Consider the following 22,621-nt stretch of genomic DNA (forward strand, 5'->3'; position numbering starts at 1 on the left):
TGCACCATGGCTATCGGAATTACAGATAATACATTTCAACTTAATATTGTAAGTGCGGAAGGTACGCTGTTTTCAGGTCCAGCGTATGCCCTAGCCGTTTCTGGCGCTGACGGTGAACTGGGGATCCGCCCCGGTCACTCCCCGCTTCTCAGTAAGATCAAACCGGGCGTAACCGTGTTCGTTACAGACCCTAAATCAGAAGGCCAAGTGCTGTATGTCTCTGGTGGGATGCTGGAAGTTCAGCCGGATGTGGTTACGTTATTAGCCGACACGGCCTTGCATGGTAAAGACATTGACCGCGCTCGCGCAGAAGAAGCGAAATATGCCGCTCTAGAGAACATCAACAAGGGCAACATAGACATTAACTTTGCACAAGCTCAGCTAGAACTAGCGAAAGCCGTTGCTCAGTTACGTGCATCAGAGCTAACTTCTTCTCACACAAGACACTGAGAATAAGCGTTATTGGCCGTTAGCTGTGCTAGCAAACAAATACAAAAAAGGCTCACTAACTAGTGAGCCTTTTGATATCTGCGTAACGTAAAACCTAGGTCTAACGTTGCTTGATGTTCAAACGAATAGTTTTAAAAGATTCGTTTTAGAAAAGCAGTTTAGAGCAGTCGTTTAGAACTGTAGTTTAAAAGAACTCAATCGAATTACGGCCGCTTTTGTCATCACGTGTTGGCTTTGGCGTATCCGCTTTCTTTTTCGGTTTCTTCTCTTTTTTCTCTTTCTTTGGCTCAGCCTTTGCGCTTAGCATTTCTGCTTTGCTTTTCTTAGATTCCTTCTTCTTAGAATCCTTTTTAGACTGACCTTTCTTCGCCTTGTTCTCTTTTTTAGGCGTTTCTTTCTTTTTCGGCTTTTCTGATTCTTCTTGTACTGGCTGATCACACACCACTACATAGTATTCTTGGTTGAATTCAAAGAAGTCGCCATCGTACATTTTACGACGCTTACGGGTTTCTAGCTCACCATTTACCGCTACGTAGCCTTCAGAGATGATGTGCTTAGCTTCACCGCCACCACTCACTAGGTTAGCAATTTTAAACACTTTGTAGAGCTCGATTGGCTGTGATGAAACATCAATACCAATTGCTTCAATTTCAATCTCTTCGCCTTCTTCGCCCAGCTCTTGGCCTTCGTAATCAGCGTCTTCGTAATGTTCTTGGTCCATGGTGACCTCTACCTAAATATGTACTTCTGAAATATTGGGCGCAGTGTAATCTTAAAACAACGAAATGACCATGTTGAATTCAACCAGAGCCCATTTGTTTTAAACAAACCCTCTGCGTTATAAAACACCACCAACATTCGAAAGACTCACCAACTGCTTAGTATATTCATGCTGCGGATTACCAAACAAAGTCTCAGTGTCGCCCTTCTCTATTACCTCGCCAGCTTTCATGACGATGGTGTAATGACACAAGGATTTCACGACATTCAGATCATGACTGATAAACAAATAGGTCAGGCCATACTTTTCTTGAAGTGACTTCAGCAAATCCAATACTTGAGCTTGAACGGTTCTGTCCAATGACGATGTTGGTTCATCGAGCAGGATAAACTCTGGCTTTAAAATCAAAGCACGAGCAATCGCAATACGCTGCCTTTGACCGCCAGAAAACTCATTTGGGTAACGGTGACGCGTTTCAGGATCGAGGTCAACCTCTTTCATTACGTCACAGATGCGTTGGTCGAGTTCGTGCTCATCCAATTGTTGATGCACTAACAAACCTTCGCCAATCACCTGAGCGACCGACATTCTCGGGTTTAGCGCAGAAAACGGGTCTTGAAAGACTACTTGCATACGGCTTCTAAACGGAAGCATCTGTTTTCGATCTAAACCTTGAAGCTGTTCACTCGAGTAGGTGATTGACCCTTCACTATCTACCAGCTTAAGTATCGCCATACCGGTCGTCGATTTACCAGAACCACTTTCGCCAACCAAACCGATTGAGTGCCCTTTCTTCAAAGTGAACTCCATGTCGGTCACAGCTTTAACATGAGAAATGGTGCGCTTGAATAAACCGCCCGTGATCGGGAACCAAACACGAAGTTGATTTACATCGAGTAGCGGTTTGCTTTCGGGTGACACAGGAACGGGCAAACCTTTCGGATCAGAGTTAATAAGTTTTTGAGTGTAAGGGTGAGCAGGCGCGTTAAACAGGGTATGACAGTCGTTACTTTCGACCAAGCGACCATCTTTCATTACTGCTACTCTGTCGGCAATCTTACGAACGATACTCAAGTCATGAGTAATGAAAAGCATTGCCATACCCAGCTCTTGCTGCAGGTCTTTTAGAAGGTCGAGGATCTGCGCTTGCACCGATACATCCAAAGCCGTTGTCGGCTCATCAGCAATAAGCAGCTCTGGTTCATTGATCAGTGCCATCGCGATCATCACGCGCTGGCGTTCTCCACCAGATAGCTCGTGCGGATAGGCTGAAATCTTTTGCTCAGGATAGCGAATGCCAACCTTTGAAAGCCACTCTATCGCCAAGGCTTGTGCTTTGTTGGTTCGCATACCACGATGAATTGCTAAGGTTTCAACAAGCTGTTTTCCAATTCGATGAAGCGGATTTAGGGAAACCATAGGCTCTTGGAAGATCATTCCAATACGACCACCACGAATCCCACGTAGCTGTCTTTCAGAACAACTCAGAATATCGGTGCCAGAGAAATTGATCTTACCGTTTAAGTAATGAGACGAGCCTTTTGGTAACAGCTTTAAAATCGAGTTAGCCGTGACCGATTTTCCGGAACCACTCTCACCCACCAGCGCTAATGTCTCACCTTTGTATATTTCTAAAGAGACATCTTGTGTCACTTGCTCTATCGAGTTTTTTCGCCCGAAACCGACAGACAGTTTATCTATGGTCAAAACCGGAGAAGCAGGCGTTGTATTTGAAGTCATAACCTATCCTTACTTCTGTTGATGCGGGTCGAAAGCATCACGCACCGCTTCACCAACGAAGACCAGTAACGTAAGCATCAGTGAAAGCACGACGAAGGCAGAAATGCCAAGCCAAGGCGCTTGTAAGTTAGCTTTACCTTGCGCCAACAACTCGCCTAACGAAGGCGAACCCGCAGGAAGACCAAAGCCCAAGAAGTCTAACGAAGTCAGTGTGGTCACCGAGCCTGAAAGAATAAACGGCATCATGGTTAACGATGCAACCATCGCGTTAGGTAACATGTGACGAAGCATAATACGTTTGTCATCAACACCCATGGCTTGCGCGGCTCGCACATAATCGAAGTTTCGGCAGCGTAAAAATTCCGCTCGCACGATGCCGACTAAACTCATCCAACTAAACAGCACCATAATCCCGAGCAACCACCAGAAATTCGGCTCAATAAAACTCGACAAAATAATCAGCAAGAACAGGGTCGGCATACCAGACCAGACTTCAATGAAGCGTTGTCCGAATAGATCAACCCAGCCACCGTAGTAGCCTTGTGTTGCGCCAACCACGACACCAATCACGCTCGATACAATGGTCAGAATAAAACCAAATAGAACGGAAATACGGAAGCCATAAATGATACGAGCTAATACATCTCGCCCCTTATCATCAGTCCCTAACCAGTTCACCGAATCGGGCTCCGATGGCACCGCACCTGAAATATCGAAGTTTATTGTGTCGTAGCTAAACGGAATGATTGGCCACACGATGTAACCGTTGTCTTCAATGAGCTCGATAACATACGGGTCTTTGTAGTCGGCCTCGGTTTCAAACTCACCACCAAACTCCGTCTCGGCATATTCATTGATAACCGGCACAAACCACTGATTATCATAAGAAACCAATAGTGGTTTATCATTGGCAATGATCTCAGCGAACAGGCTCAAGCCAAACAAGATGGTAAATATCCAAAGGGAGATAAAACCACGCTTATTTGCTTTAAAACGTAACCAACGAGCTTCAGCTAAAGGGTTGTTAAACATTTATTATCAATACCTTGTTATTCGTTCGCCATTAACGCGCTTCAAAATCAATTCGAGGATCAACCCAGGTATACGTCAGGTCGGAGATAATGCTCAGCACCAAGCCAAGCAAGGTCATGATATAGAGAGAGCTGAACACCACGGGATAGTCACGTTGAATGGTTGATTCAAAGCCAAGCAGACCAATTCCTTCGAGTGAAAACATCACTTCAATCAACATAGAACCCGTGAAGAAAATACTAATAAATGCGCTTGGGAAACCCGCAATAATGATCAGCATGGCGTTACGGAAAACGTGCTTATAAAGAATACTGCTCTCGTCCAAGCCTTTCGCTCTCGCAGTCACTACATATTGCTTATTGATTTCATCAAGGAAGGAGTTTTTGGTCAGCATGCTGAGCGTGGCGAATCCACCGATAACCATGGCGAAAATGGGCAACGCCAAGTGCCAGAAGTAGTCGCCAATTTGCTGATACCAGTTGAGCTGGTCGAAGTTACTCGACACAAGCCCTCGCAATGGGAACCAACTGAAGTAGTTACCGCTGGCAAACAAGATAATCAGAATAATCGCAAACAAGAAGCCCGGCACCGCGTAGCCGACAATCACCACCGCGCTCGACCAAATATCAAAGCGAGAGCCGTGATGTATCGCCTTCATAATGCCTAAGGGTATCGAAATCACATAGATGATTAACGTACTCCACAACCCTAAGGAAATGGAGACAGGTAAACGCTCGATGATTAAATCAATCACGTTACCACCCTTAAACAGGCTTTCACCAAAGTTAAAGGTCGCGTAGTTTTTCAACATATCGAAGTAGCGAACGTGAATCGGTTTATCAAACCCAAACTGCTTTTTGATCTCTTCAACCACTTCAGGATCAAGCCCGCGTGAGCCTTTATAGCCACTGGCAGACGCTTGATCACTTTCACTTAAATCAACTTCTTGTCCACCACCAGAAAAACGCTCCATAATGCCAGAGTTATGCCCTTCTAATTGAGCAACAGCTTGCTCTACCGGGCCTCCAGGCGCTATCTGGATGATGAAAAAGTTGATGGTGATGATCGCCCACAGCGTGGGGATCACCAACAATAAACGTCGAAATATATACGCGGCCATGCTAACTAACTCCTAGCGACGTTTTTCAGGAAGCAAAGCCGCCTTCTCTTCTGAAATCCACCATGTATCGATACCTAAATCGTATTTAGGCAATACATCTGGACGCTCAAACTTGTCCCACATTGCTACGCGATACTCGCCAACGTGCCATTGCGGGATGTTGTAGAAATTCCACTGCAATACTCGGTCTAGTGAACGACCTAGTGTAAGAAGCTTTTCAGGGTGCTGTTGGTTACGCGCAATTTCTTCTGTTAACGCGTCAACCACTGGATCGATAACACCTGCAGTATTGTAAGTAGAATCAATGTAGTTAGAGTTCCAAACGATCATTAAGTTCGGGCTAGGATAAGGGTTTGCGGAAAATGACGACGAAACCATGTCGAAATCACGATCACGCAAGCGCTTGATGTATTGAGTGGTATCGATGGTACGGATCTTCATCTCAATACCCATGCGCTTAAGGTTCTTTTGAACCGGCGTTGCGATACGTTCCGTGGTTGGGCTGTAAATCAACAACTCAAATGACATCGGCTTGCCAGTCTTTTCGTTGGTCATGACTTTGTCTTTCAGCACCCAACCCGCTTCTTTCAACAATTTGAAAGCGGTACGCATTTGGCTACGAATACGACCGCTACCATCGGTGACGGGTGGTTGGAATTCTTCGGTGAAAACTCGCGGTGGAATCTGATCTTTGTATTGAGACAACAACTCGACTTCAGCTTCGCTTGGTAAGCCTTTCGCTTCGTAGTCGGTATTTTGGAAGTAGCTACGAGTACGCTTGTACTGACCATAGAACATGTTCTTGTTCATCCACTCAAAGTCCATCGCATAGGTTAACGCTTCACGCACTTTAGGATCCGAGAACACAGGTGATTGAATGTTGAAGACGAAACCTTGAGTCGTTTCAGGCTTCTCGTGGTTGATCTCTTCTTTAATGATGTAGCCTTTATCGAAGTTCGCGCCCGTATAAGAGTTAGCCCAGAACTTAGCCGAATTCTCGGTTCGAAGATCGAACTCCCCTGCTTTGAACGCTTCCAACATTACCGTGTCGTCACGGTAGTAATCGTATTGCACCTGCTTGAAGTTATTGCGGCCAACGTTAACTGGTAGGTCTGCTGCCCAGTAGTTTTCATCTAGACCATAGGTAACACTTTGGCCTGATTTGTAGCTGATGATCTTATAAGGACCACTACCGACTGGTGGCTCACTTAGAGGCTCAGACAGCTTTCTGTCTTTCCAGAAATGTTTCGGCAATACACGAGTGCTTTGCGCGAAGCTAAACAGTTTTTCGCGGTTTGGACTGTTCATTTCAATACGAACAACCAAATCAGAGACCGCTTTTACTGACTTAATCTCTTTGTAATACACACGATACTGAGGCACGCCCTCGGTTGAGAACTTGTCAAAAGTAAAGGCAACATCATGCGCAGTGATAGGCTCGCCATCTTGGAATTTAGCATTTGGGTTGATGTCGATTTCCATCCAAGTGAAATCACTGGAGTAGCGAACCTTTGAAGCGATCAATGGATAGTACGCATCAATCTCGTCACTCGGAGAAAACATCAAGGTATCGTAAATCTCTCCGGTATAACTTGCAGCAACGCCGCGGGAACCGAATCGATTAAAGCTATCGTACGTACCTATGCTGCCATAGGTCACTTTGCCCTGCTTTGGCGCATCAGGATTAACGTAATCGAAGTGAGTGAAATCGGCTGGATATTTTGCTTCACCAAAACCAACCAGTTGTGTGGTTTCAATAACGGTGACAGCAGGAGTTGATTGGGTTTCAGAAGCGTAAGTAACGGAGGGTTGTAAAGCAATAAGCGGCAACATGATTGCACATGACTTCAAATTAAACCTGAAAAACTGAGTGCGTTGCGAGGCTTTGCGTCGAAAAACTGTTCCCATTTGACTCTCCCTTCAAATGTCATGAATTCTATATTCAAGTTGATTTATCGGCTTTGAATGCATGCCGTTAAATCAAGTATAGGTTCAAATCTAACATCATGTAATAACTAATAAAACCATCAGCACTCTATCTCTGACGGTTTATTTACAAATTACTCGTCACCACTCGAAGTTATTGGATGCAGTGAGCTTTGATTGCTTAGCCTGAATGACACAAGCCTCCACAGCTTAGATTTCCTTTGATTCGCTTCTAAATTGAAGTTTAGGTTCTAAATAATCAACAAACTATACTTTTACTGGAGTATCCTTGCTGCCTAGGTCTAAATGGAATGACACTTTGAACAAACCAAACCAAATAACATTCGCAACGTTCAACCTTCTGAACTATCTCGAGCCACCGAATGCTTATTATGATTTTGAGAACATCTACAGCTTCGAAGAATGGCAGAAGAAGCAACATTGGATGGCTGAAGCGATTCGTTCATTAGATTGCGATGTGATTGGCTTCCAAGAGATATTTAGCCCGCAGTCTTTAGAGCAATTGATGAACGACCTAGGTTATCCATACTTTGCAGTGGTCGATAGCGCACACGTTGAAGATGATTACCTATACACCTCACCTGTCGTTGGTATTGCTTCCCGTTACCCGATTGAAAACGTTCAGCCTGTTACGCCAGATTCGACGTTACTGACAGCATTCAACCTTGGCGACAAATTCTCATTCAACAGAACACCTGTTCACGCGACGATTACGTTACCCCATTTAGGTTCAACCGACTGTTATGTGGTGCACTTCAAATCACAACGTCCGACAGAACCAAAAGCAGAATCTGTCGATACGAACAACGCTCAGCAAGGTGCAAAACCACAAAGTGACACGCTCACTCGTTTTCACCAAGAACGGCTTGGCTCTTGGCTATCTAGTGCCCAACGCGGCCTAGAAGCTCAGATGCTGCATCAATACATCACCAACCAACGCTACCAAACCGATCAACCTGTTGTGTTGATGGGTGATTTTAATAAGCCTCTATTTAATGATGAGTTTAAAGGGCTGTTGAGTTACTCAATCAACCGAGACGAAAACAGCAAGCATTGGCTATCCCACTTTCGATTAAAAGACAGCTGGGATCTTTACCATCAGCTACATGAAGAAGATTTGCTTGAACAGCGTAAGCCAACCCATTACTACGGCGCATCTGGGTCTGTACTGGACTACATTTTGATGTCGAACGAGTTTGATTGTCAGAACTCGTCTAGTTTGATGGAGATCTCTAGCTACACAGTGTTAGACCATCACCTCACCAATCCAAGCTTTGAACACGACCAATTCAGTACGGACCATGCCATCGTGTCTGTTACCGCTCATATTCGTGAAGCCTAGAGTTAAACATAAAAAATCCGCAGTCAAAAACTGCGGCCTTCCACTTTAGCTAAACGGGTTGAGCTAACCGACGCCCCATTTAGAAACCGATTTACCGTTTAGCAAAGTATGAAACTTAGAATGTGTACATTGCGCCTAAGTAGAAAGAATCCAGAACAACAGTATCTTCTGTCTTGTGTCCGTTTTCGTAATCTTCGATATCAAAAGCATCGGCTTCGTACGCTAAGCGAAAGCTCAACGAAGACATTGTAGGTGGCGTATATCCAACACCAACACCCATACGGATGCCATCTCCCGAATCATCAAAACCATCTCCTGAAGGGCGAGAGCCATCAGCAAGCTTCATGTCTAGATCAATAGTCGACAGACCGATAGTGCCAAATGGACGAATGCCATTATCAAACGTGTAACCGAGGTTCGCCGTTACCGAAAAGATTTGAGGTGTCCAAGTGAAAACCTTATTACCAGATTTCGTTTTCAGGGCGATATCACCAAAATCTGTGTATTGAGCTTCAACCGAAACAATGCGGTTAAATTTGTAACCAGCAATTAATCGGTAAGTATTGTCTTCGGCTTTAAAAGTAATAGGCTCACTGATCGTGTCAGTTAATCCGCCCACTTCGACCATTAGCACACTTAAATAATTACCCGCTCCAACAGCAGGCCAATTTGCTCAACCTCCACAATTTAGAATAAGACGAACAGAAAACACGATGAACCACACAATAGACTTCAACGGCTTAATCATTGATATCGACGCTCGAACGATTACCAACCAGCAAGGAAACAAAATTACTTTGCGCCCTCGCCTATTAGCAGTGCTCTGCTTGTTATTGGAAAATGTGGGAAGACCGATTTCAAGAGAGCATATTGTTGATGTGTGTTGGGACGGACAACTCTCGTCACCACATGTTCTTGCAAACGTAGTCTATAACCTACGCAATGTGTTCGCGCGATTAAGAGCATCCAACGTCCAGATCATTACCATTAGTAAGTTCGGATATGCGCTATCGATTGAACCCACGTAAAAGGATTTATGCCATCAATGGCGGTGACTAAGATCACCAAAAAACGCCCCATCGAAACGTTTCGATGATCGTTATCACACTCTAAAACAATCAAACGTGCAAATGATAAATCACACACTATTATCACTATCGAAACGTTTCGATGGCTTTTTCTTGAGTTGTTCTCAACCCATTAAACGTTATTTTTCGATAGGTCGTGATATGAAAAAAAGTACCCTAATAAACTCTGAGCTCTCTTACCTAGTGGCGACTCTTGGCCATACAGATGAAATCACGATTTGTGATGCAGGGTTGCCGATTCCGGATCATGTGACTCGCATAGACCTTGCTTTGACTCACGGTGTTCCAAGTTTTCAGCAGACAGTAAAAACCATGCTGGATGAGTCTCAAATTGAAGGCGTTGTGATTGCAGAAGAGTTTGCGAAAGTGAGCCCAGAGCACCACGCTGCGCTGATTGATTTGATCAAGACAGAAGAAGCGCGTTGCGGCAAACCGCTTTCGATTACTTACATCACTCATGAAGAATTCAAACAGCGAACGCATGAAAGCCGCGCGGTGATTCGCACTGGTGAATGCACGCCATACGCAAATGTTATTTTCCAAGCTGGCGTAACGTTTTAGCTCATGCGAAACGCAACGACAGTCCAGCGTCATTGCTGAAAAAAGATAGACACAACCAAATACAACTGGCCCCGAGTAAAGGAACCGACATGACTCAAGCCATTTTAGAACTTAGCTCAATTGAGAAAGCCTTCCCTGGTGTGAAAGCACTGGATAAGGCAAGCCTCAACGTTTACCCAGGACGCGTAATGGCGTTAATGGGTGAAAACGGTGCAGGTAAATCCACGCTTATGAAAGTGCTTACGGGTATCTACCACTTGGACAGCGGCGCTATCGCTTACCAAGGAAAACCGGCTGCATTTAAAGGACCGCGTGACTCTCAACAAGCAGGCATTAGTATCATTCACCAAGAACTGAACCTAATTCCTGAGTTAACCATCGCCGAGAACATCTTCTTAGGTCGTGAAATCACGGGCACCATGGGTCGCATCTTGTGGAACGAGATGTACCAAGAAGCAGACAAGCTACTTAAACGCCTTAACGTGAAACACAGCTCGAAAACGCCTCTAGGTCAGTTGAGCCTTGGTGAGCAGCAAATGGTAGAGATTGCGAAAGCCCTATCGTTTGAATCTAAAGTCATCATCATGGATGAACCAACCGATGCGCTAACCGATACCGAAACTGAATCTCTGTTTAAGGTGATTAACGAATTGCGCGATGAAGGCTGTGGCATTGTTTACATCTCTCACCGTTTGAAAGAGATCTTCGAGATTTGTGATGACATCACCGTGCTGCGTGACGGTAAGTTCATTGGTCAGTGTGAAGTAAAAGACACCGACGAAGATGGCCTAATCGAAATGATGGTTGGTCGTAAGTTAGACGAACAATATCCACGTATCGGCCAGAGCCATGGTGAAACTTGTCTTGAAGTGATTGGCCTGACGGGTTCTGGTGTTCATGACGTGAGCTTTACTCTAAAGTGCGGTGAGATCCTTGGTGTATCTGGCCTAATGGGTGCAGGTCGTACCGAACTGATGAAAGTGATTTACGGTGCCCTTCCAAGTGAACGCGGCGTCATCAACCTAGAAAACAAAACCATCAACCCTGTAAGCCCGAAAGATGGCTTGGCGAATGGCATTGCTTACATCTCTGAAGACCGTAAAGGCGATGGCTTAGTTCTAGGGCTTTCTGTTAAAGAAAACATGTCGTTATGTTCACTTGACCTACTAACAAAGAGCGGTCAAATCCAACATAAAGACGAAGTGATTGCAGTAGATGACTTCATCAAGCTATTCAACATCAAAACCCCGACGCGCGAACAGATTATTGGCAACCTTTCTGGTGGTAACCAACAGAAAGTGGCTATCGCTAAGGGCTTGATGACCAAACCAAAAGTACTGATTCTCGACGAGCCAACGCGCGGTGTCGATGTCGGTGCTAAGAAAGAGATTTACCAACTCATTAATAAATTTAAAGCCGACGGCATGAGCATCATTTTAGTCTCATCTGAAATGCCAGAAGTGTTAGGAATGAGTGACCGCATCATGGTGATGCATGAAGGCCGTGTAAGCGGTGAATTTGATGCTAAAGAAGCAAACCAAGAATTATTACTGGCGTGTGCGGTCGGTAAAAAGATCAACGAGGACGCAGCATGAGTACTAAAACCATGAGCAAAACAACTGAAGCTCCAAAGAAAAAACCGTTAATCAGCAAAGAGTGGCTGATTGATCAAAAGTCATTGATTGCTTTGCTCTTCCTGATTGTTGTCGTTTCTTTCTTAAACCCGAACTTCTTTACTGTCGACAACATCCTAAACATTCTGCGCCAAACCTCGGTTAACGCAATTATCGCTGTAGGTATGACGCTGGTTATCTTAACCGCGGGTATCGACTTGAGTGTTGGTTCTGTACTGGCGCTTTGTGGTGCGTTCGCAGCCAGCATGATTGGCATGGAAATCCCTGTGATGATCGCAGTACCAACCGCTCTTGTAGCAGGTGCAGCATTAGGTGCGATTAGTGGTGTGATTATCGCTAAGGGTAAGGTTCAAGCCTTCATCGCAACGCTTGTCACCATGACACTACTTCGCGGCGTAACCATGGTTTACACAGATGGTCGTCCTATTTCAACAGGCTTCACAGACACAGCAGACGCATTCGCTTGGTTCGGTACTGGCTACGCAATGGGTGTACCGGTTCCAGTATGGATCATGGTCGTGGTATTCGCAGCAGTATGGTACCTACTTAACCACACACGCTTTGGTCGCTACGTTTACGCACTGGGTGGCAACGAATCAGCAACTCGCCTATCAGGCATCGACGTAGACAAAGTAAAAATCGGTGTTTACACAATCTGTGGTCTGCTAGCTGCAGTGGCAGGCATCATCGTGGCATCGCGTTTGTCATCTGCTCAACCAACCGCAGGTATGGGTTATGAGCTAGACGCTATCGCAGCCGTAGTTCTTGGCGGGACAAGCTTAGCTGGCGGTCGTGGCCGTATCATGGGCACATTGATTGGTGCTCTGATTATCGGCTTCCTAAACAACGCCCTAAACCTACTAGACGTATCTTCTTACTACCAGATGATTGCAAAAGCAGTGGTTATTCTTCTGGCAGTATTGGTCGACAACAAAAACAAATAAAACCTATTCACACTCTAGGTTAATACAAGTAACACCCTGTTTTACCTCAAAATATTAGAATCTATAAATAATGTAACAACGAGCTAGGACTCACCTCTTAGCTCCCCCTACACAAAGGACTTACACCATGAAAAAATTAGCGACTCTTATTTCTGCTGCTCTTCTTTCTACAACAGTATCTGTGTCTGCACAGGCGCAAGATACAATGGCAATCGTTCTGTCTACATTGAACAACCCATTCTTTGTAACCATGAAAGATGGCGCAGAAGCGAAAGCTGAAGAGCTAGGCTACAAGCTTATCGTTCTGGATTCTCAAAACGACCCAAGCAAAGAGCTGTCGAACATTGAAGATCTAACCATTCGTGGTGTTAAGGCAATCCTGATCAACCCAACAGATTCAGACGCCGTGTCTAACGCAATTCGCATGGCTAACCGTTCAAACATCCCAGTACTAACACTAGACCGTGGTGCAAGCCGTGGTGACGTAGTGAGCCACATCGCTTCTGATAACGTAATCGGTGGCGAAATGGCAGGCCACTTCATCATGGAAAAAGTGGGCGAAAAAGCGAAAGTAATCCAACTTGAAGGTATCGCAGGTACTTCAGCAGCTCGTGAACGTGGTGAAGGCTTCATGAACGCAGTAAACGGCAGCGACCTTGAACTTCTTGCAAGCCAACCAGCTGATTTCGACCGTACTAAAGGTCTGAACGTAATGGAAAACTTGCTTGCTGCAAACCCAGACGTACAAGCTGTATTCGCTCAAAACGATGAAATGGCACTGGGTGCACTTCGTGCAGTTCAAGCTTCAGGTAAAGACGTAATGATCGTTGGCTTTGATGGCACAGACGACGGCATCGCTGCAGTTAACCGCGGCCTACTAGGCGCAACGGTTGCACAACAGCCTGACCTAATCGGCTCTCTAGGTATCGAAATGGCAGACAAAGTACTGAAAGGCGAAACAGTAGACGAGTACGTACCAGTACCTCTAAAAATCATCGCTAAGTAATAGTTACTAGGTAACGCGATATAAAGCAGGGGGTCCCCTATCCCCTGCTTTGCTTAACTCATTAGTTCATTAGCTCACTGACTTAACATAAAAACAAAACCCGATAGTGCATCGCTGTTTCTCATAAGCCGCTGACAAGGCTAGCAATGAATACCATGAGAAAGACCCATGCATTTTCAAATACGATATATCATAAGGCTCGTATCATGACTCAACTGATTGTTTTAGGTAGCGTTAACGCTGACCACGTACTACAAGTTCCTTCGTTCCCTCGTCCGGGTGAAACCTTGATTGGCGGTAACTATCAGGTCATTCCTGGCGGCAAAGGTGCAAACCAAGCCGTAGCGGCAGCAAGATTAAACGCAGACATTGGCTTCATCGCCTGTGTCGGTGACGACCCATTTGGCATCAATATTCGTCAAGATTTTGCTAAAGATGGTATCAACATCGACGGTGTGATCGTTGCAGACAACACGCCTACTGGCATCGCGATGATCCAAGTATCAGCAATAGGCGAAAACAGTATTTGTCTTTCTGCGGAAGCCAACGACAAGCTGACTTGCGATCAAATCGAACCACACCTAGAAAAGATTCGCGGCGCTAAATACCTGCTAACTCAGCTTGAAACGCCAATTGAAGGCATTGAATACGCAGCAAAAGTAGCAAAAGAGAGTGGCACGCAAGTCATTCTAAACCCGGCTCCTGCTCGTCCATTGTCGGATTCGCTGCTTGTTTGTGTTGACGTGATTACACCCAATGAAACCGAAGCTGAAGTGCTAACCGGCATTACCGTGATGGACAACGAATCAGCTCACCAGGCTGCGTTGGCTCTGCATGCGAAAGGCATCGAAACGGTAATGATCACGCTAGGCGCGAAAGGCGTGTGGGTGAGTCATCGCGGTCAAGGCAATGAAGCCAGCGAAGGTGAATTAATCGCAGGTTTCCGTGTTGAAGCAACAGACACAACTGCCGCAGGTGACACCTTTAACGGCGCGTTGGTGACAGGCTTGCTTGAAGATATGCCACTAGAACGCGCAATTAAGTTTGCTCACGCTGCGGCGGCAATTTCAGTAACTCGCTTTGGTGCTCAAACGTCTATTCCAAGCCGAGCTGAAACTGATGCGTTTTTGGCAGAGCGACTGTCTGCTTAGCTTGATAGCTATTTGAAGGCTTAACTCCTGAGCTAACCGTGGTTAACGGATGTTAGCCTTCAAATTCGGTAACAACAAATAACAAGCATAAGCCCCTGTTTTCAGGCAGAATATCGCCCAACGTGGAAGGTTATTCCCACAAGGATTTTTTATGGCAACAATGAAAGACATCGCACGGCTCGCAAAGGTTTCGACTTCTACCGTGAGCCACGTGATCAACAAATCACGCTTTGTCAGTGAAGAGATTGCTGAGCGTGTTAACAGTGCGGCTAAAGAACTCAACTATGCGCCTTCTGCATTGGCTCGCAGCTTGAAAATGAAGCAAACCAAAACCTTAGGAATGCTAGTGACCACATCCACCAACCCCTTCTTTGGCGAAGTGGTAAAGGGTGTGGAACGTCGTTGCTACGAAAAAGGCTACAACCTTATCTTGTGTAACACCGAAGGCGATAGCGAACGCATGAAATCCTCTATCGATACCTTGCTGCAAAAGCGTGTCGATGGCCTGATGCTAATGTGTTCTACCCTTGAAGGAGAACATATCGATGTATTCGAGCGCTACCCAGAACTGCCTGTTGTAGTAATGGATTGGGGCCCTATGTTGTTTGCGAGCGATAAGATCCAAGACAACTCGCACCAAGGTGGCTACATGGCAACTAAGCACCTGATTGATAACGGCCATTCTCAAATTGGTTGTATCACAGGGCCACTCCACCGCAATCAAGCTTCGTCTCGTTATCAAGGCTTCAAGCAAGCAATGGAAGAAGCCAATTTAGAGATCAACCCTAAGTGGATTGTTGAATCCAACTTTGAATGTGACGGTGGTTTTGACTCTTATCAGACATTGAAAACTCGTGGCGAAATGCCGTCTGCCTTGTTCGTCAGTAACGATATGATGGCGATGGGCGTGATTCACGCTGCGACGCAAGATGGCACATCGATTCCGAATGATCTGTCTATCATTGGCTACGATGACATCCACCTGTCGAAGTACATGACACCCGCGTTAAGCACTGTCCACCAGCCAAAACATCGTTTAGGTAAAACCGCAGTGGATACGCTTTTGAGCAGATTACAAACTCCAGATGCTTATCCGCAAGTCGTTGAACTTGAACCTACTCTTGTTGAACGAAGCAGCGTAAAAGCCATTTAAAGCGCCTTCTTAGAGATCTAAACAACAAAGGGCAAGGTTAAAAAACCTTGCCCTTTTCGCTCCTAATGCACTTCACTTATCTTCTTAGCGATTCAACACAGATGCGATTTGCTGTATTTCGTCTAACACATCGACGCCATTGTATTGCGGCGCAATCGAGGGATCTTGAATACTCACGGTTTCTACCGATTGCTTGTCGTTAAGTTTAGTCACTAACTCCCCTTTGGGTGAGTAGGCTCGGCTTCCACCACAATAAGTCGCGGTAAACGCATTAACCACATCTTGCCCGACGCGATTACAAGTAACCATGTGACACCCTTCCTCCAAGGCTCTCGCTTGAGCAATGGCAAAACTATGATGCCCACCGAAGTTGGCAGGGTGAAGAATAACGTCGACCGACTGATACCCTCTCATGATCTCCGGGAACCAAATATCAAAGCAAATCGCGACACCAAACTTTAAGCCTTTGTGCTCAAACGAGAGGCGTTCCTCCCCTCTCGAGAAATACTGCTTATCGAATTTGGTTTGACTGATTTTTCTATATTTGTGTCGTAAACCGGAAGCATCCACAACCACGACGCTGTTGTAATATTGGCCGCTATCTTTCTCGGCAATGCCTGCAACAATCAAGGTGTCATGCTTCGCTGCAAGCTGAGTTAATGAATCAATAGTACTGCTGTCGGCGAAGTCTTCAGCCAATTCATGAATTTCTTCAGCCTCATTAAAAATATACCCAGTAGTGAACAGTTCAGGCAGTAAAGTAATATCGCCAACTGACGGCTCCGCTTGCAAAAGATCAGAGACCGAATCTATATTCTTTTGTTTGTTTTTGTATTCAACTTCAAGCTGAATAAGCGTGATACTGACATTATTCAAAATCGAATCCTTGCTACGTAAAACTTCAAGCTGTAATGCTTCAAGCTAGAGACTAAGAACTAAGAACTAAGAACGAAAGAGTAAGGCAATCCCCTATCGCTTTCTTATTCGCCCGCCAAAGGTTGAAGCAGGTGCACAGTCCTGTACGTATTTTAAACCTGCCTAAGGCGCTAATTAAGGCTCTGGTAAAACGGGAGGCGTGCTGTCCATATAGGTTAAGAAATTCACCCACACCTCATGCGTGCGCTGCTTGGTTAACGTCGTCTTGCAGGAAAGCGCCATAACCCCTCGAATAGAACCTTCACGCCATTGGGTGTACACAGAGTCACAATGTGCTGTCATGTACGCCTGCCAGCTCTCCTGAGCCTTCTTAATTGACGCCACCAGCTCAGCATCGTAAGCATTGTGCTCAAAGCTGACCGCAAGGTATTTATCCAGTTCCGCTTGTGCAGATTCCAACTCAATTGCCGCACAGTGATTGATCTCGATGGTATTCATCGCATTCTCGCAATCTACAACACCTTCGTAGGCCAACGCAGAGAATGAGAAGCACACCGCTATGAGTGCCGATATCAGTTTTGTCATAATCATCCTTTATGCTGCCACCACCAAAACGAATCGTGTCGTGACTTTATTTATTTAAACGTGGCTCAATATTTAGCTCATTCAGCTCATTCAGCTCATTCAGCTCATTCAGCTCATTCAGCTCATTCAGCCAGAGCAAATAACAATAAAATTTATCAGGATATAAGCATTTGTTATCCGCATAAATCATCAAAAATGACGCCTCGCCAACTCAAATAAATGAGATAACGCTCAGATTTTGCTGGTAAAACTAGAAAACATATTATTTATATCAATAATTCGTGCCTGCATTCACACTATTAATTATTTATATTGCTACCTAAACGCTAACTTTATAAATTAAATCGAATGCTCACATAAATCGGTAACGCTTCTCCAACTATGGATATCAAGTACCAAAACATTGCCAAGACTTCATTTTACTTTGCCATCTCTTTCTTTTTTTCCATGGCAATGCTCATTCCTTTTACACCGTATCACTACCAAACATTAACCGAAGACACATCAAGGTTAGTCGAAACTAGGTTAGAAAGGATCCAATCAAGGTTCGACCGTTTTTTATCTGAAGTTAGACCTGAACAGTCTTGCGACGCGATCGTTAGACAGCTTCGACAAAACGTTTTTGAAGCCGATTGGGTAAAAGAAGCAGCGGTATTCAATAAACAGAACCGATTTTACTGTTCAACCACCGATGGTGACGTTTCATTTCGCCTATACAGCACCATCAGGCAGCGACTCAATGACGACCCGAATTTAACAACCCTGTCGTATTCCAACTCGGCCATCACGCAAGTTCAGTCCATCATGCTCATTTTCTCGAACAAAGAAGATGCCGGAGTGAGCCTGATGATTCCGCCACACTTCATCTATGACCTTGTTGAAACAAACCTGAGCAGCCATGGAATACAGGCCAAAGTTGAAGTAATCAAAAGAGATATCCACCCTACCGATATTGACTCATCAATCGCCAAGGTGCGGATACAATCAAACACCTACCCATTGACCATCACCTCATACATTGGGTATCAGTTTTATCTTCACTTCATGTTGAGTTATTTATGGTTTGGCTTTTTGATGGCCGGAATCACCACCATTATTCTCCTTTCCATCAAGCATAAAAAGCAGAGCCAACGCAGCTTAGAATATTCGCTTTCAAGTGCGCTAAAAAACCAACACCTTCATGTTCACATGCAGCCTATCGTTAACCAAAACACCAATGAGATCGTCGGCTGTGAGTCACTATTACGATGGAACGACCCAATTGAAGGTAACGTCTCCCCGGCTATTTTCATTCCGCTTGCTGAAAGCTTAGGCTTAATTGAGGAGCTCACCTACTTCGTGCTGCGCAAAGTATTAATGACGTTGAAAAGCAATCAAGATGTGTTCGACTCAAAGTACATCAGCGTCAACATCAGCCGCAACGTAGTGTCTAACAGTAACTTCTCTAACAAAGTGATCAGCATCTTTAAAAGACACCCTGAGATCCTCAAGCAGGTGGTTTTTGAAGTAACCGAATATGGTGAATGTTCTGATGCCGACATGGTCAAAATTAGAGACAACCTAACCAAGCTATCGAACAGGGGCGTCAGAGTCGCGATTGATGATTTTGGTACAGGATACGCAGGGTTAGATTTCGTAAGACAGTTCCCGTTCAGCATTCTCAAAATCGATCGCGTGTTTGTGAAAAACATATCCGACGAATCCAGCTTTGGTCTCCCTTTGCTAGAGTCCATGCTTCAACTATCACGCTCCTTAGGCATGCAAGTCATCGTCGAAGGTGTCGAGTATGAATCCCAAGTGAAAATCTTATCTAAGCTCGGTGTCGACTATATCCAAGGCTTCTATTTTTATAAGCCGATGCCGATAAACCTGACTGTCAGCTTACTCAGGCAGCAGCATTTTGAGTCCGATAACGTTGAGGAATCATCCTTTTCAACACCAAAATGTGAGCAGCTTTAAACAGGTTCGATGGGATAAGCGCTGAAGATACAGTTCAGAATAATGCTTAGTACAACGCGTCACTTTAGCTTACGGTACGTTTCCCCACTCTTACACCCAGGCAGGCTTTTACCATATTTGTGACTTAAATTATCGACGCGTGTTTTGGTTGGTTTTATGACTACTCGTAATCGCTAGCATGCTATCAGCGTGATTTTTGTTCCAATCAATCTTTTCGTTAATGTCTTTTTTATCAACAAAGACCCAGTGAGACATACACTCTACACAATACCAAACACATCACAACGCAGCATGTAACATATGCAACAAGCAACTAATTCGTGACCATCAACAAGATAATACCGTATCATGTGCGTGATTAAATTAACCTAGGAATCAATCACATGGAAAATACTGAAGTAATTAATACGGGGCTCTCAGAGAAGGACAAAAATGCAAAAACTCATGCCATCATCGCGTATGCGTTAATGCTATTAGGCTTCTTTACTGGTATTAGTTTTCTTGCAGGTGGTATTTGGGGCATCGTTAAAAAGTCCGATGCTCAAGGGACTGTCTTTGCGGATCACTACGACAACATCACCAAAACATTCTTTGTTTCGATTGTGCTTACTATCATTGGCGCTCTAACAGCCGTTTTTGTTATTGGCTATGTTGTTCTTCTTGTTGCCGCGATCTACACGCTTTGGAAGTTGATTGCTGGTTTAGCAAAAATTACTTCAGACAAGAGTTTTAATTAATATGAAAAGATGCGAAGCCGCAGCTTTAAAGCGACGGCTTCGTCTATTCGTCTATTCGTCTATTCGTCTATTCGTCTATTCGAGCAGAGCTTAAAGAAAAATAGAAAGCGAACAAAGGTATAAGTTAGTAAACTAATTAGACTAGTTCGTCGCTTTTGAATCTGATGAATTAGCTGCTTTCGTTGCTTCTTCAGCAGTTTTCTTACCAAATACCGTATCCATCATAAAACCAATACGCTTAGCTGCATTACCAAATTTGTTTGGGTTAGCCGTGTATGGGACTTTAAATTCTACTTCACCTACTCTTTGTCCGTTCTGATAAGCATTGATCTCCGCTTGCTTTAAGAACAACGCTAAGTCCCAGCTCCAATGGCCTTCATACTCCAATGTCAGCTTATCAAGATCGTGCTTCGACTTATCAGGTACGACGGTGTAGGTATAATCGTTATCTTGCAGCCACGTTTCCATAGTATTTAAAAACCCTTCACGTGTTTCAGCGTCTTTAACGATAACAACATCAACTTCAGTCGTAGGTTCTGGAATCGCGCTCCCAGTGTAACGAGGGGCTCCACAACCAGCCAAAATTAAAACCGAAAGCGATAATAGTAGGTATTTTTTCACGTTATATATCCATTAACAGTTAACTGCGTGAATGATACCACATCAAAAAAATGACATATTATATAAGCAAAGGTTAATCAGACATTCCTTGTTACATAAGGCACTAAAAAACTGCGAAAGAAAACGCGAAGGCTATGGGTCTCCTTTGATGAACATTTAAATCATCGCATCATTGAATGCATCACAAGGGATATCATGGAAAAGACACTTCAAACCAAACTGGCGACTAGCCTACTACTGCTGAGAATCGGCATTTTTATCGTCTTCTTATTCTGGGGCTTGGATAAGATCCTTGTCCCTGAGCACGCGACAAAAGTACTGTCTGGCTTTTACGGCATCGACATCTCGAACAATGCGATGATGGCTCTGGGTGTCGCGCAGCTCGGATTTTTAGGCGCATTCGTTGTAGGCATGTGGAAAAAGTACACCTACGGAGCCATTTTGGTCTTGCATGCAGGCTCAACTTTCGCCTCTTTTGGAAAATACATGGACCCGTTCAACAACCTACTGTTCTTCGCCTCTTGGCCAATGCTCGCAGCCTGTATCGCAATCTTCTTACTTCGCAATTACGACACTTACAGCGTGTCCAACTAACACAAAGGGCGCCGTTATTGGCGCCCTGTTTGGTTGGGTTGATTCTTAAACGTTTGTTAGCCTAAGCAAACTGAAATTCCCCACCATGCTCTTCTATTATAAATGAAAGGTCTTGTGCGGCATTTTGGAATATTTCTTGGATGATTCCTTGAATACCATACCACTGTTGAGACAACTGATAATCAGAATGTATGGTGTCATCAGAAAAATCAACGCCGCCCAAGTGAGCAACCTTGGCTAAACCAAAGACTAAATCAAAAGTAATGGGCTCACCTAAACGATGTGCTAACCTGTTTCTGATACGATTCATTTCGATCAAAAAATCAGCCATTGATTGCCAAATTAAACCGCGATTAAGCGCTAACTTAACCTTATTAGGAAAACTCATGTTAAATGGGTTTATCTTCTCACTATCATCAAGCTTCAACTCTATTAATTGAACTAATACTGACTCAAGCAATAAATGACCTGTTAGATATGCACCCAACTCAGTGTTGTTGAACAATTCGAGAATGTGCTCAAGATTTGGTGTTTCTCTGTCTTCCCAAATGTTATCTGTCATATAGACTCACTTACTATTGGATTAGGCAAACGCCGCGTTAAGGTATAAGCAACCCAATACCTTAGCGTCCGCATAATACCTTAAACACATAAACCAACGCATAGTAAAAATGCCACGTGTTGCGAATCACTCTTAAGCAACTTGTTATACCGCTTGATTGAGGCTAAAATGACCAAAATAAAGACCACTTAAGAGACCTATTAAATGACCACTAGAATTTTAGCCGATGTTGCTGCAAGCATTACTGAGTTGAAAGCTAACCCTATGAAAGTTGCAACTAGTGCTTACGGTGAACCTGTTGCTGTACTGAACCGAAATGAGCCAGCATTTTATTGCGTACCAGCCGAAGCGTACGAAATGATGATGGACAGACTCGAAGATCTTGAACTACTAACTATTGCGAAAGAGCGTGAATCTGAAGAGAGTATTTCGGTAAATATTGATGACCTATAAACTCGACTTTAAAAAGAGTGCACTCAAAGAGTGGAAAAAGCTTGGCTCAACGCTTCAACAACAATTTAAGAAAAAGCTAATCGAGCGTTTAGATAACCCGCATGTTCCGGCTTCAAAACTCTCTGGAGCTGACAACATGTATAAGATTAAGCTGCGCCAATCGGGCTACCGTCTCGTCTACAAAGTTGAAGACGATGTCATCATTGTAACCGTCTTAGCAGTCGGAAAACGCGAACGTAGCGATGTTTACCGTAAAGCTATGAAAAGGTTAGATGATTGATTGCGGTATCAACGAATGACATGGATTCCCCCTACCGAGGATCTGCCACACTTATGTGGTACTTA

24 protein-coding genes are annotated in these 22,621 nt (G+C 44.4%); 14 read left to right on the forward strand and 10 right to left on the reverse strand.

Annotation, left to right across the window (positions count from 1 at the left end; genetic code table 11):
- Positions 1 to 6: 6 nt before the first annotated feature.
- The gene (locus tag AB6F11_RS08555) at positions 7 to 450 is read left to right on the forward strand and encodes a F0F1 ATP synthase subunit epsilon (RefSeq protein WP_017060844.1); all 444 of its coding nucleotides are present in this window, start codon (positions 7 to 9) and stop codon (positions 448 to 450) included.
- A gap of 184 nt (positions 451 to 634) precedes the next feature.
- Here AB6F11_RS08555 and AB6F11_RS08560 read toward each other — a convergent pair whose 3' ends face one another.
- The 5 genes from AB6F11_RS08560 to AB6F11_RS08580 form a co-directional block, all read right to left on the reverse strand.
- Complete coding sequence (locus tag AB6F11_RS08560) at positions 635 to 1,171, reverse strand: RNA-binding S4 domain-containing protein (protein ID WP_017064730.1); 537 nt, start codon at positions 1,169 to 1,171, stop codon at positions 635 to 637.
- Between the two features lie 117 nt (positions 1,172 to 1,288).
- A complete protein-coding gene (gene yejF, locus AB6F11_RS08565) occupies positions 1,289 to 2,911 on the reverse strand; it encodes a microcin C ABC transporter ATP-binding protein YejF (protein ID WP_102320979.1) in 1,623 nt (540 codons plus the stop codon).
- A gap of 9 nt (positions 2,912 to 2,920) precedes the next feature.
- The gene (locus AB6F11_RS08570) at positions 2,921 to 3,943 is read right to left on the reverse strand and encodes an ABC transporter permease (protein ID WP_017060847.1); all 1,023 of its coding nucleotides are present in this window, start codon (positions 3,941 to 3,943) and stop codon (positions 2,921 to 2,923) included.
- Positions 3,944 to 3,974: 31 nt separating this feature from the next.
- Positions 3,975 to 5,063 (reverse strand): microcin C ABC transporter permease YejB, encoded by a 1,089-nt coding sequence (locus AB6F11_RS08575; protein ID WP_004730359.1) that lies wholly within the window; start codon positions 5,061 to 5,063, stop codon positions 3,975 to 3,977.
- A 12-nt stretch (positions 5,064 to 5,075) separates the two neighbouring features.
- Entirely contained in the window at positions 5,076 to 6,971 is a 1,896-nt protein-coding gene (locus AB6F11_RS08580) for an extracellular solute-binding protein (protein WP_017068488.1), read from the reverse strand.
- Between the two features lie 337 nt (positions 6,972 to 7,308).
- On the opposite strand from AB6F11_RS08580, the gene AB6F11_RS08585 reads away from it, so the two are divergent.
- Positions 7,309 to 8,352: an endonuclease/exonuclease/phosphatase family protein gene (locus AB6F11_RS08585; protein WP_102320980.1), complete on the forward strand. Its 1,044-nt coding sequence runs from the start codon at positions 7,309 to 7,311 to the stop codon at positions 8,350 to 8,352.
- Between the two features lie 115 nt (positions 8,353 to 8,467).
- Here the strand turns inward: AB6F11_RS08585 and AB6F11_RS08590 are convergent, their stop codons facing one another.
- Complete coding sequence (locus AB6F11_RS08590; RefSeq protein ID WP_240698121.1) at positions 8,468 to 8,980, reverse strand: outer membrane beta-barrel protein; 513 nt, start codon at positions 8,978 to 8,980, stop codon at positions 8,468 to 8,470.
- A gap of 85 nt (positions 8,981 to 9,065) precedes the next feature.
- Here AB6F11_RS08590 and AB6F11_RS08595 point away from each other — a divergent pair, with 85 nt between their 5' ends.
- The 7 genes from AB6F11_RS08595 (at position 9,066) to AB6F11_RS08625 (ending at position 15,889) form a co-directional block, all read left to right on the forward strand.
- Positions 9,066 to 9,380 carry a winged helix-turn-helix domain-containing protein gene (locus tag AB6F11_RS08595; RefSeq protein ID WP_017060852.1) on the forward strand — a complete coding sequence of 105 codons (315 nt, stop codon included), beginning with the start codon at positions 9,066 to 9,068 and terminating at the stop codon, positions 9,378 to 9,380.
- A gap of 201 nt (positions 9,381 to 9,581) precedes the next feature.
- Complete coding sequence (gene rbsD, locus AB6F11_RS08600) at positions 9,582 to 10,001, forward strand: D-ribose pyranase (RefSeq protein WP_029224920.1); 420 nt, start codon at positions 9,582 to 9,584, stop codon at positions 9,999 to 10,001.
- 89 nt (positions 10,002 to 10,090) lie between these two features.
- Complete coding sequence (rbsA, locus tag AB6F11_RS08605) at positions 10,091 to 11,596, forward strand: ribose ABC transporter ATP-binding protein RbsA (protein WP_102398501.1); 1,506 nt, start codon at positions 10,091 to 10,093, stop codon at positions 11,594 to 11,596.
- Positions 11,593 to 12,579 carry a ribose ABC transporter permease gene (gene rbsC / locus AB6F11_RS08610; protein ID WP_102393752.1) on the forward strand — a complete coding sequence of 329 codons (987 nt, stop codon included), beginning with the start codon at positions 11,593 to 11,595 and terminating at the stop codon, positions 12,577 to 12,579. The genes rbsA and rbsC overlap by 4 nt, the downstream gene beginning before the upstream one ends.
- A gap of 127 nt (positions 12,580 to 12,706) precedes the next feature.
- A complete protein-coding gene (rbsB, locus tag AB6F11_RS08615) occupies positions 12,707 to 13,585 on the forward strand; it encodes a ribose ABC transporter substrate-binding protein RbsB (protein WP_102398500.1) in 879 nt (292 codons plus the stop codon).
- A 206-nt stretch (positions 13,586 to 13,791) separates the two neighbouring features.
- A complete protein-coding gene (gene rbsK / locus AB6F11_RS08620; RefSeq protein ID WP_102398499.1) occupies positions 13,792 to 14,736 on the forward strand; it encodes a ribokinase in 945 nt (314 codons plus the stop codon).
- Between the two features lie 151 nt (positions 14,737 to 14,887).
- The gene (locus AB6F11_RS08625; protein WP_102398498.1) at positions 14,888 to 15,889 is read left to right on the forward strand and encodes a substrate-binding domain-containing protein; all 1,002 of its coding nucleotides are present in this window, start codon (positions 14,888 to 14,890) and stop codon (positions 15,887 to 15,889) included.
- A gap of 84 nt (positions 15,890 to 15,973) precedes the next feature.
- On the opposite strand, the gene AB6F11_RS08630 is transcribed toward AB6F11_RS08625, so the two are convergent.
- Complete coding sequence (locus AB6F11_RS08630) at positions 15,974 to 16,765, reverse strand: carbon-nitrogen hydrolase family protein (protein WP_102393750.1); 792 nt, start codon at positions 16,763 to 16,765, stop codon at positions 15,974 to 15,976.
- A 174-nt stretch (positions 16,766 to 16,939) separates the two neighbouring features.
- On the reverse strand, positions 16,940 to 17,350 hold the full coding sequence (locus AB6F11_RS08635) for a lysozyme inhibitor LprI family protein (RefSeq protein ID WP_102393749.1): 411 nt from the start codon (positions 17,348 to 17,350) through the stop codon (positions 16,940 to 16,942).
- A 381-nt stretch (positions 17,351 to 17,731) separates the two neighbouring features.
- Between AB6F11_RS08635 and AB6F11_RS08640 the strand changes: the two genes are divergently transcribed.
- Together AB6F11_RS08640 and AB6F11_RS08645 are read left to right on the forward strand one after the other, a co-directional pair.
- Positions 17,732 to 19,309 carry an EAL domain-containing protein gene (locus AB6F11_RS08640; RefSeq protein ID WP_102393748.1) on the forward strand — a complete coding sequence of 526 codons (1,578 nt, stop codon included), beginning with the start codon at positions 17,732 to 17,734 and terminating at the stop codon, positions 19,307 to 19,309.
- Positions 19,310 to 19,692: 383 nt separating this feature from the next.
- The gene (locus tag AB6F11_RS08645) at positions 19,693 to 20,046 is read left to right on the forward strand and encodes a membrane protein (protein ID WP_017068500.1); all 354 of its coding nucleotides are present in this window, start codon (positions 19,693 to 19,695) and stop codon (positions 20,044 to 20,046) included.
- Between the two features lie 141 nt (positions 20,047 to 20,187).
- Here the strand turns inward: AB6F11_RS08645 and AB6F11_RS08650 are convergent, their stop codons facing one another.
- Entirely contained in the window at positions 20,188 to 20,667 is a 480-nt protein-coding gene (locus tag AB6F11_RS08650; protein ID WP_017068825.1) for an Sbal_3080 family lipoprotein, read from the reverse strand.
- Positions 20,668 to 20,862: 195 nt separating this feature from the next.
- Here AB6F11_RS08650 and AB6F11_RS08655 point away from each other — a divergent pair, with 195 nt between their 5' ends.
- The gene (locus AB6F11_RS08655; RefSeq protein ID WP_102398497.1) at positions 20,863 to 21,261 is read left to right on the forward strand and encodes a hypothetical protein; all 399 of its coding nucleotides are present in this window, start codon (positions 20,863 to 20,865) and stop codon (positions 21,259 to 21,261) included.
- A 61-nt stretch (positions 21,262 to 21,322) separates the two neighbouring features.
- Here AB6F11_RS08655 and AB6F11_RS08660 read toward each other — a convergent pair whose 3' ends face one another.
- On the reverse strand, positions 21,323 to 21,823 hold the full coding sequence (locus AB6F11_RS08660; protein WP_104216111.1) for a hypothetical protein: 501 nt from the start codon (positions 21,821 to 21,823) through the stop codon (positions 21,323 to 21,325).
- Positions 21,824 to 22,027: 204 nt separating this feature from the next.
- On the opposite strand from AB6F11_RS08660, the gene AB6F11_RS08665 reads away from it, so the two are divergent.
- Both AB6F11_RS08665 and AB6F11_RS08670 read left to right on the forward strand, forming a co-directional pair.
- Positions 22,028 to 22,276 carry a type II toxin-antitoxin system Phd/YefM family antitoxin gene (locus AB6F11_RS08665; RefSeq protein ID WP_004730320.1) on the forward strand — a complete coding sequence of 83 codons (249 nt, stop codon included), beginning with the start codon at positions 22,028 to 22,030 and terminating at the stop codon, positions 22,274 to 22,276.
- Complete coding sequence (locus tag AB6F11_RS08670) at positions 22,266 to 22,556, forward strand: type II toxin-antitoxin system RelE/ParE family toxin (RefSeq protein ID WP_005377002.1); 291 nt, start codon at positions 22,266 to 22,268, stop codon at positions 22,554 to 22,556. The genes AB6F11_RS08665 and AB6F11_RS08670 overlap by 11 nt, the downstream gene beginning before the upstream one ends.
- Positions 22,557 to 22,621: the final 65 nt, after the last annotated feature.

Origin of the sequence: Vibrio sp. 10N.247.311.14 (genome assembly GCF_041467715.1) — a bacterium.
Lineage (GTDB): Bacteria > Pseudomonadota > Gammaproteobacteria > Enterobacterales > Vibrionaceae > Vibrio > Vibrio crassostreae_C.

What these genes read in the sequence shown, in the direction of transcription:
- AB6F11_RS08660 (WP_104216111.1), bottom strand. Translation starts at nt 21,823, where the DNA reads ATGACAGATAACATTTGGGAAGACAGAGAAACACCAAATCTTGAGCAC.
- rbsK (WP_102398499.1), top strand. Translation starts at nt 13,792, where the DNA reads ATGACTCAACTGATTGTTTTAGGTAGCGTTAACGCTGACCACGTACTA.
- AB6F11_RS08560 (WP_017064730.1), bottom strand. Translation starts at nt 1,171, where the DNA reads ATGGACCAAGAACATTACGAAGACGCTGATTACGAAGGCCAAGAGCTG.
- AB6F11_RS08665 (WP_004730320.1), top strand. Translation starts at nt 22,028, where the DNA reads ATGACCACTAGAATTTTAGCCGATGTTGCTGCAAGCATTACTGAGTTG.
- AB6F11_RS08575 (WP_004730359.1), bottom strand. Translation starts at nt 5,063, where the DNA reads ATGGCCGCGTATATATTTCGACGTTTATTGTTGGTGATCCCCACGCTG.
- AB6F11_RS08635 (WP_102393749.1), bottom strand. Translation starts at nt 17,350, where the DNA reads ATGACAAAACTGATATCGGCACTCATAGCGGTGTGCTTCTCATTCTCT.
- rbsC (WP_102393752.1), top strand. Translation starts at nt 11,593, where the DNA reads ATGAGTACTAAAACCATGAGCAAAACAACTGAAGCTCCAAAGAAAAAA.
- AB6F11_RS08570 (WP_017060847.1), bottom strand. Translation starts at nt 3,943, where the DNA reads ATGTTTAACAACCCTTTAGCTGAAGCTCGTTGGTTACGTTTTAAAGCA.
- rbsB (WP_102398500.1), top strand. Translation starts at nt 12,707, where the DNA reads ATGAAAAAATTAGCGACTCTTATTTCTGCTGCTCTTCTTTCTACAACA.
- yejF (WP_102320979.1), bottom strand. Translation starts at nt 2,911, where the DNA reads ATGACTTCAAATACAACGCCTGCTTCTCCGGTTTTGACCATAGATAAA.
- AB6F11_RS08640 (WP_102393748.1), top strand. Translation starts at nt 17,732, where the DNA reads ATGGATATCAAGTACCAAAACATTGCCAAGACTTCATTTTACTTTGCC.
- AB6F11_RS08625 (WP_102398498.1), top strand. Translation starts at nt 14,888, where the DNA reads ATGGCAACAATGAAAGACATCGCACGGCTCGCAAAGGTTTCGACTTCT.
- AB6F11_RS08655 (WP_102398497.1), top strand. Translation starts at nt 20,863, where the DNA reads ATGGAAAAGACACTTCAAACCAAACTGGCGACTAGCCTACTACTGCTG.
- rbsD (WP_029224920.1), top strand. Translation starts at nt 9,582, where the DNA reads ATGAAAAAAAGTACCCTAATAAACTCTGAGCTCTCTTACCTAGTGGCG.
- AB6F11_RS08645 (WP_017068500.1), top strand. Translation starts at nt 19,693, where the DNA reads ATGGAAAATACTGAAGTAATTAATACGGGGCTCTCAGAGAAGGACAAA.
- rbsA (WP_102398501.1), top strand. Translation starts at nt 10,091, where the DNA reads ATGACTCAAGCCATTTTAGAACTTAGCTCAATTGAGAAAGCCTTCCCT.
- AB6F11_RS08595 (WP_017060852.1), top strand. Translation starts at nt 9,066, where the DNA reads ATGAACCACACAATAGACTTCAACGGCTTAATCATTGATATCGACGCT.
- AB6F11_RS08580 (WP_017068488.1), bottom strand. Translation starts at nt 6,971, where the DNA reads ATGGGAACAGTTTTTCGACGCAAAGCCTCGCAACGCACTCAGTTTTTC.
- AB6F11_RS08555 (WP_017060844.1), top strand. Translation starts at nt 7, where the DNA reads ATGGCTATCGGAATTACAGATAATACATTTCAACTTAATATTGTAAGT.
- AB6F11_RS08670 (WP_005377002.1), top strand. Translation starts at nt 22,266, where the DNA reads ATGACCTATAAACTCGACTTTAAAAAGAGTGCACTCAAAGAGTGGAAA.
- AB6F11_RS08590 (WP_240698121.1), bottom strand. Translation starts at nt 8,980, where the DNA reads ATGGTCGAAGTGGGCGGATTAACTGACACGATCAGTGAGCCTATTACT.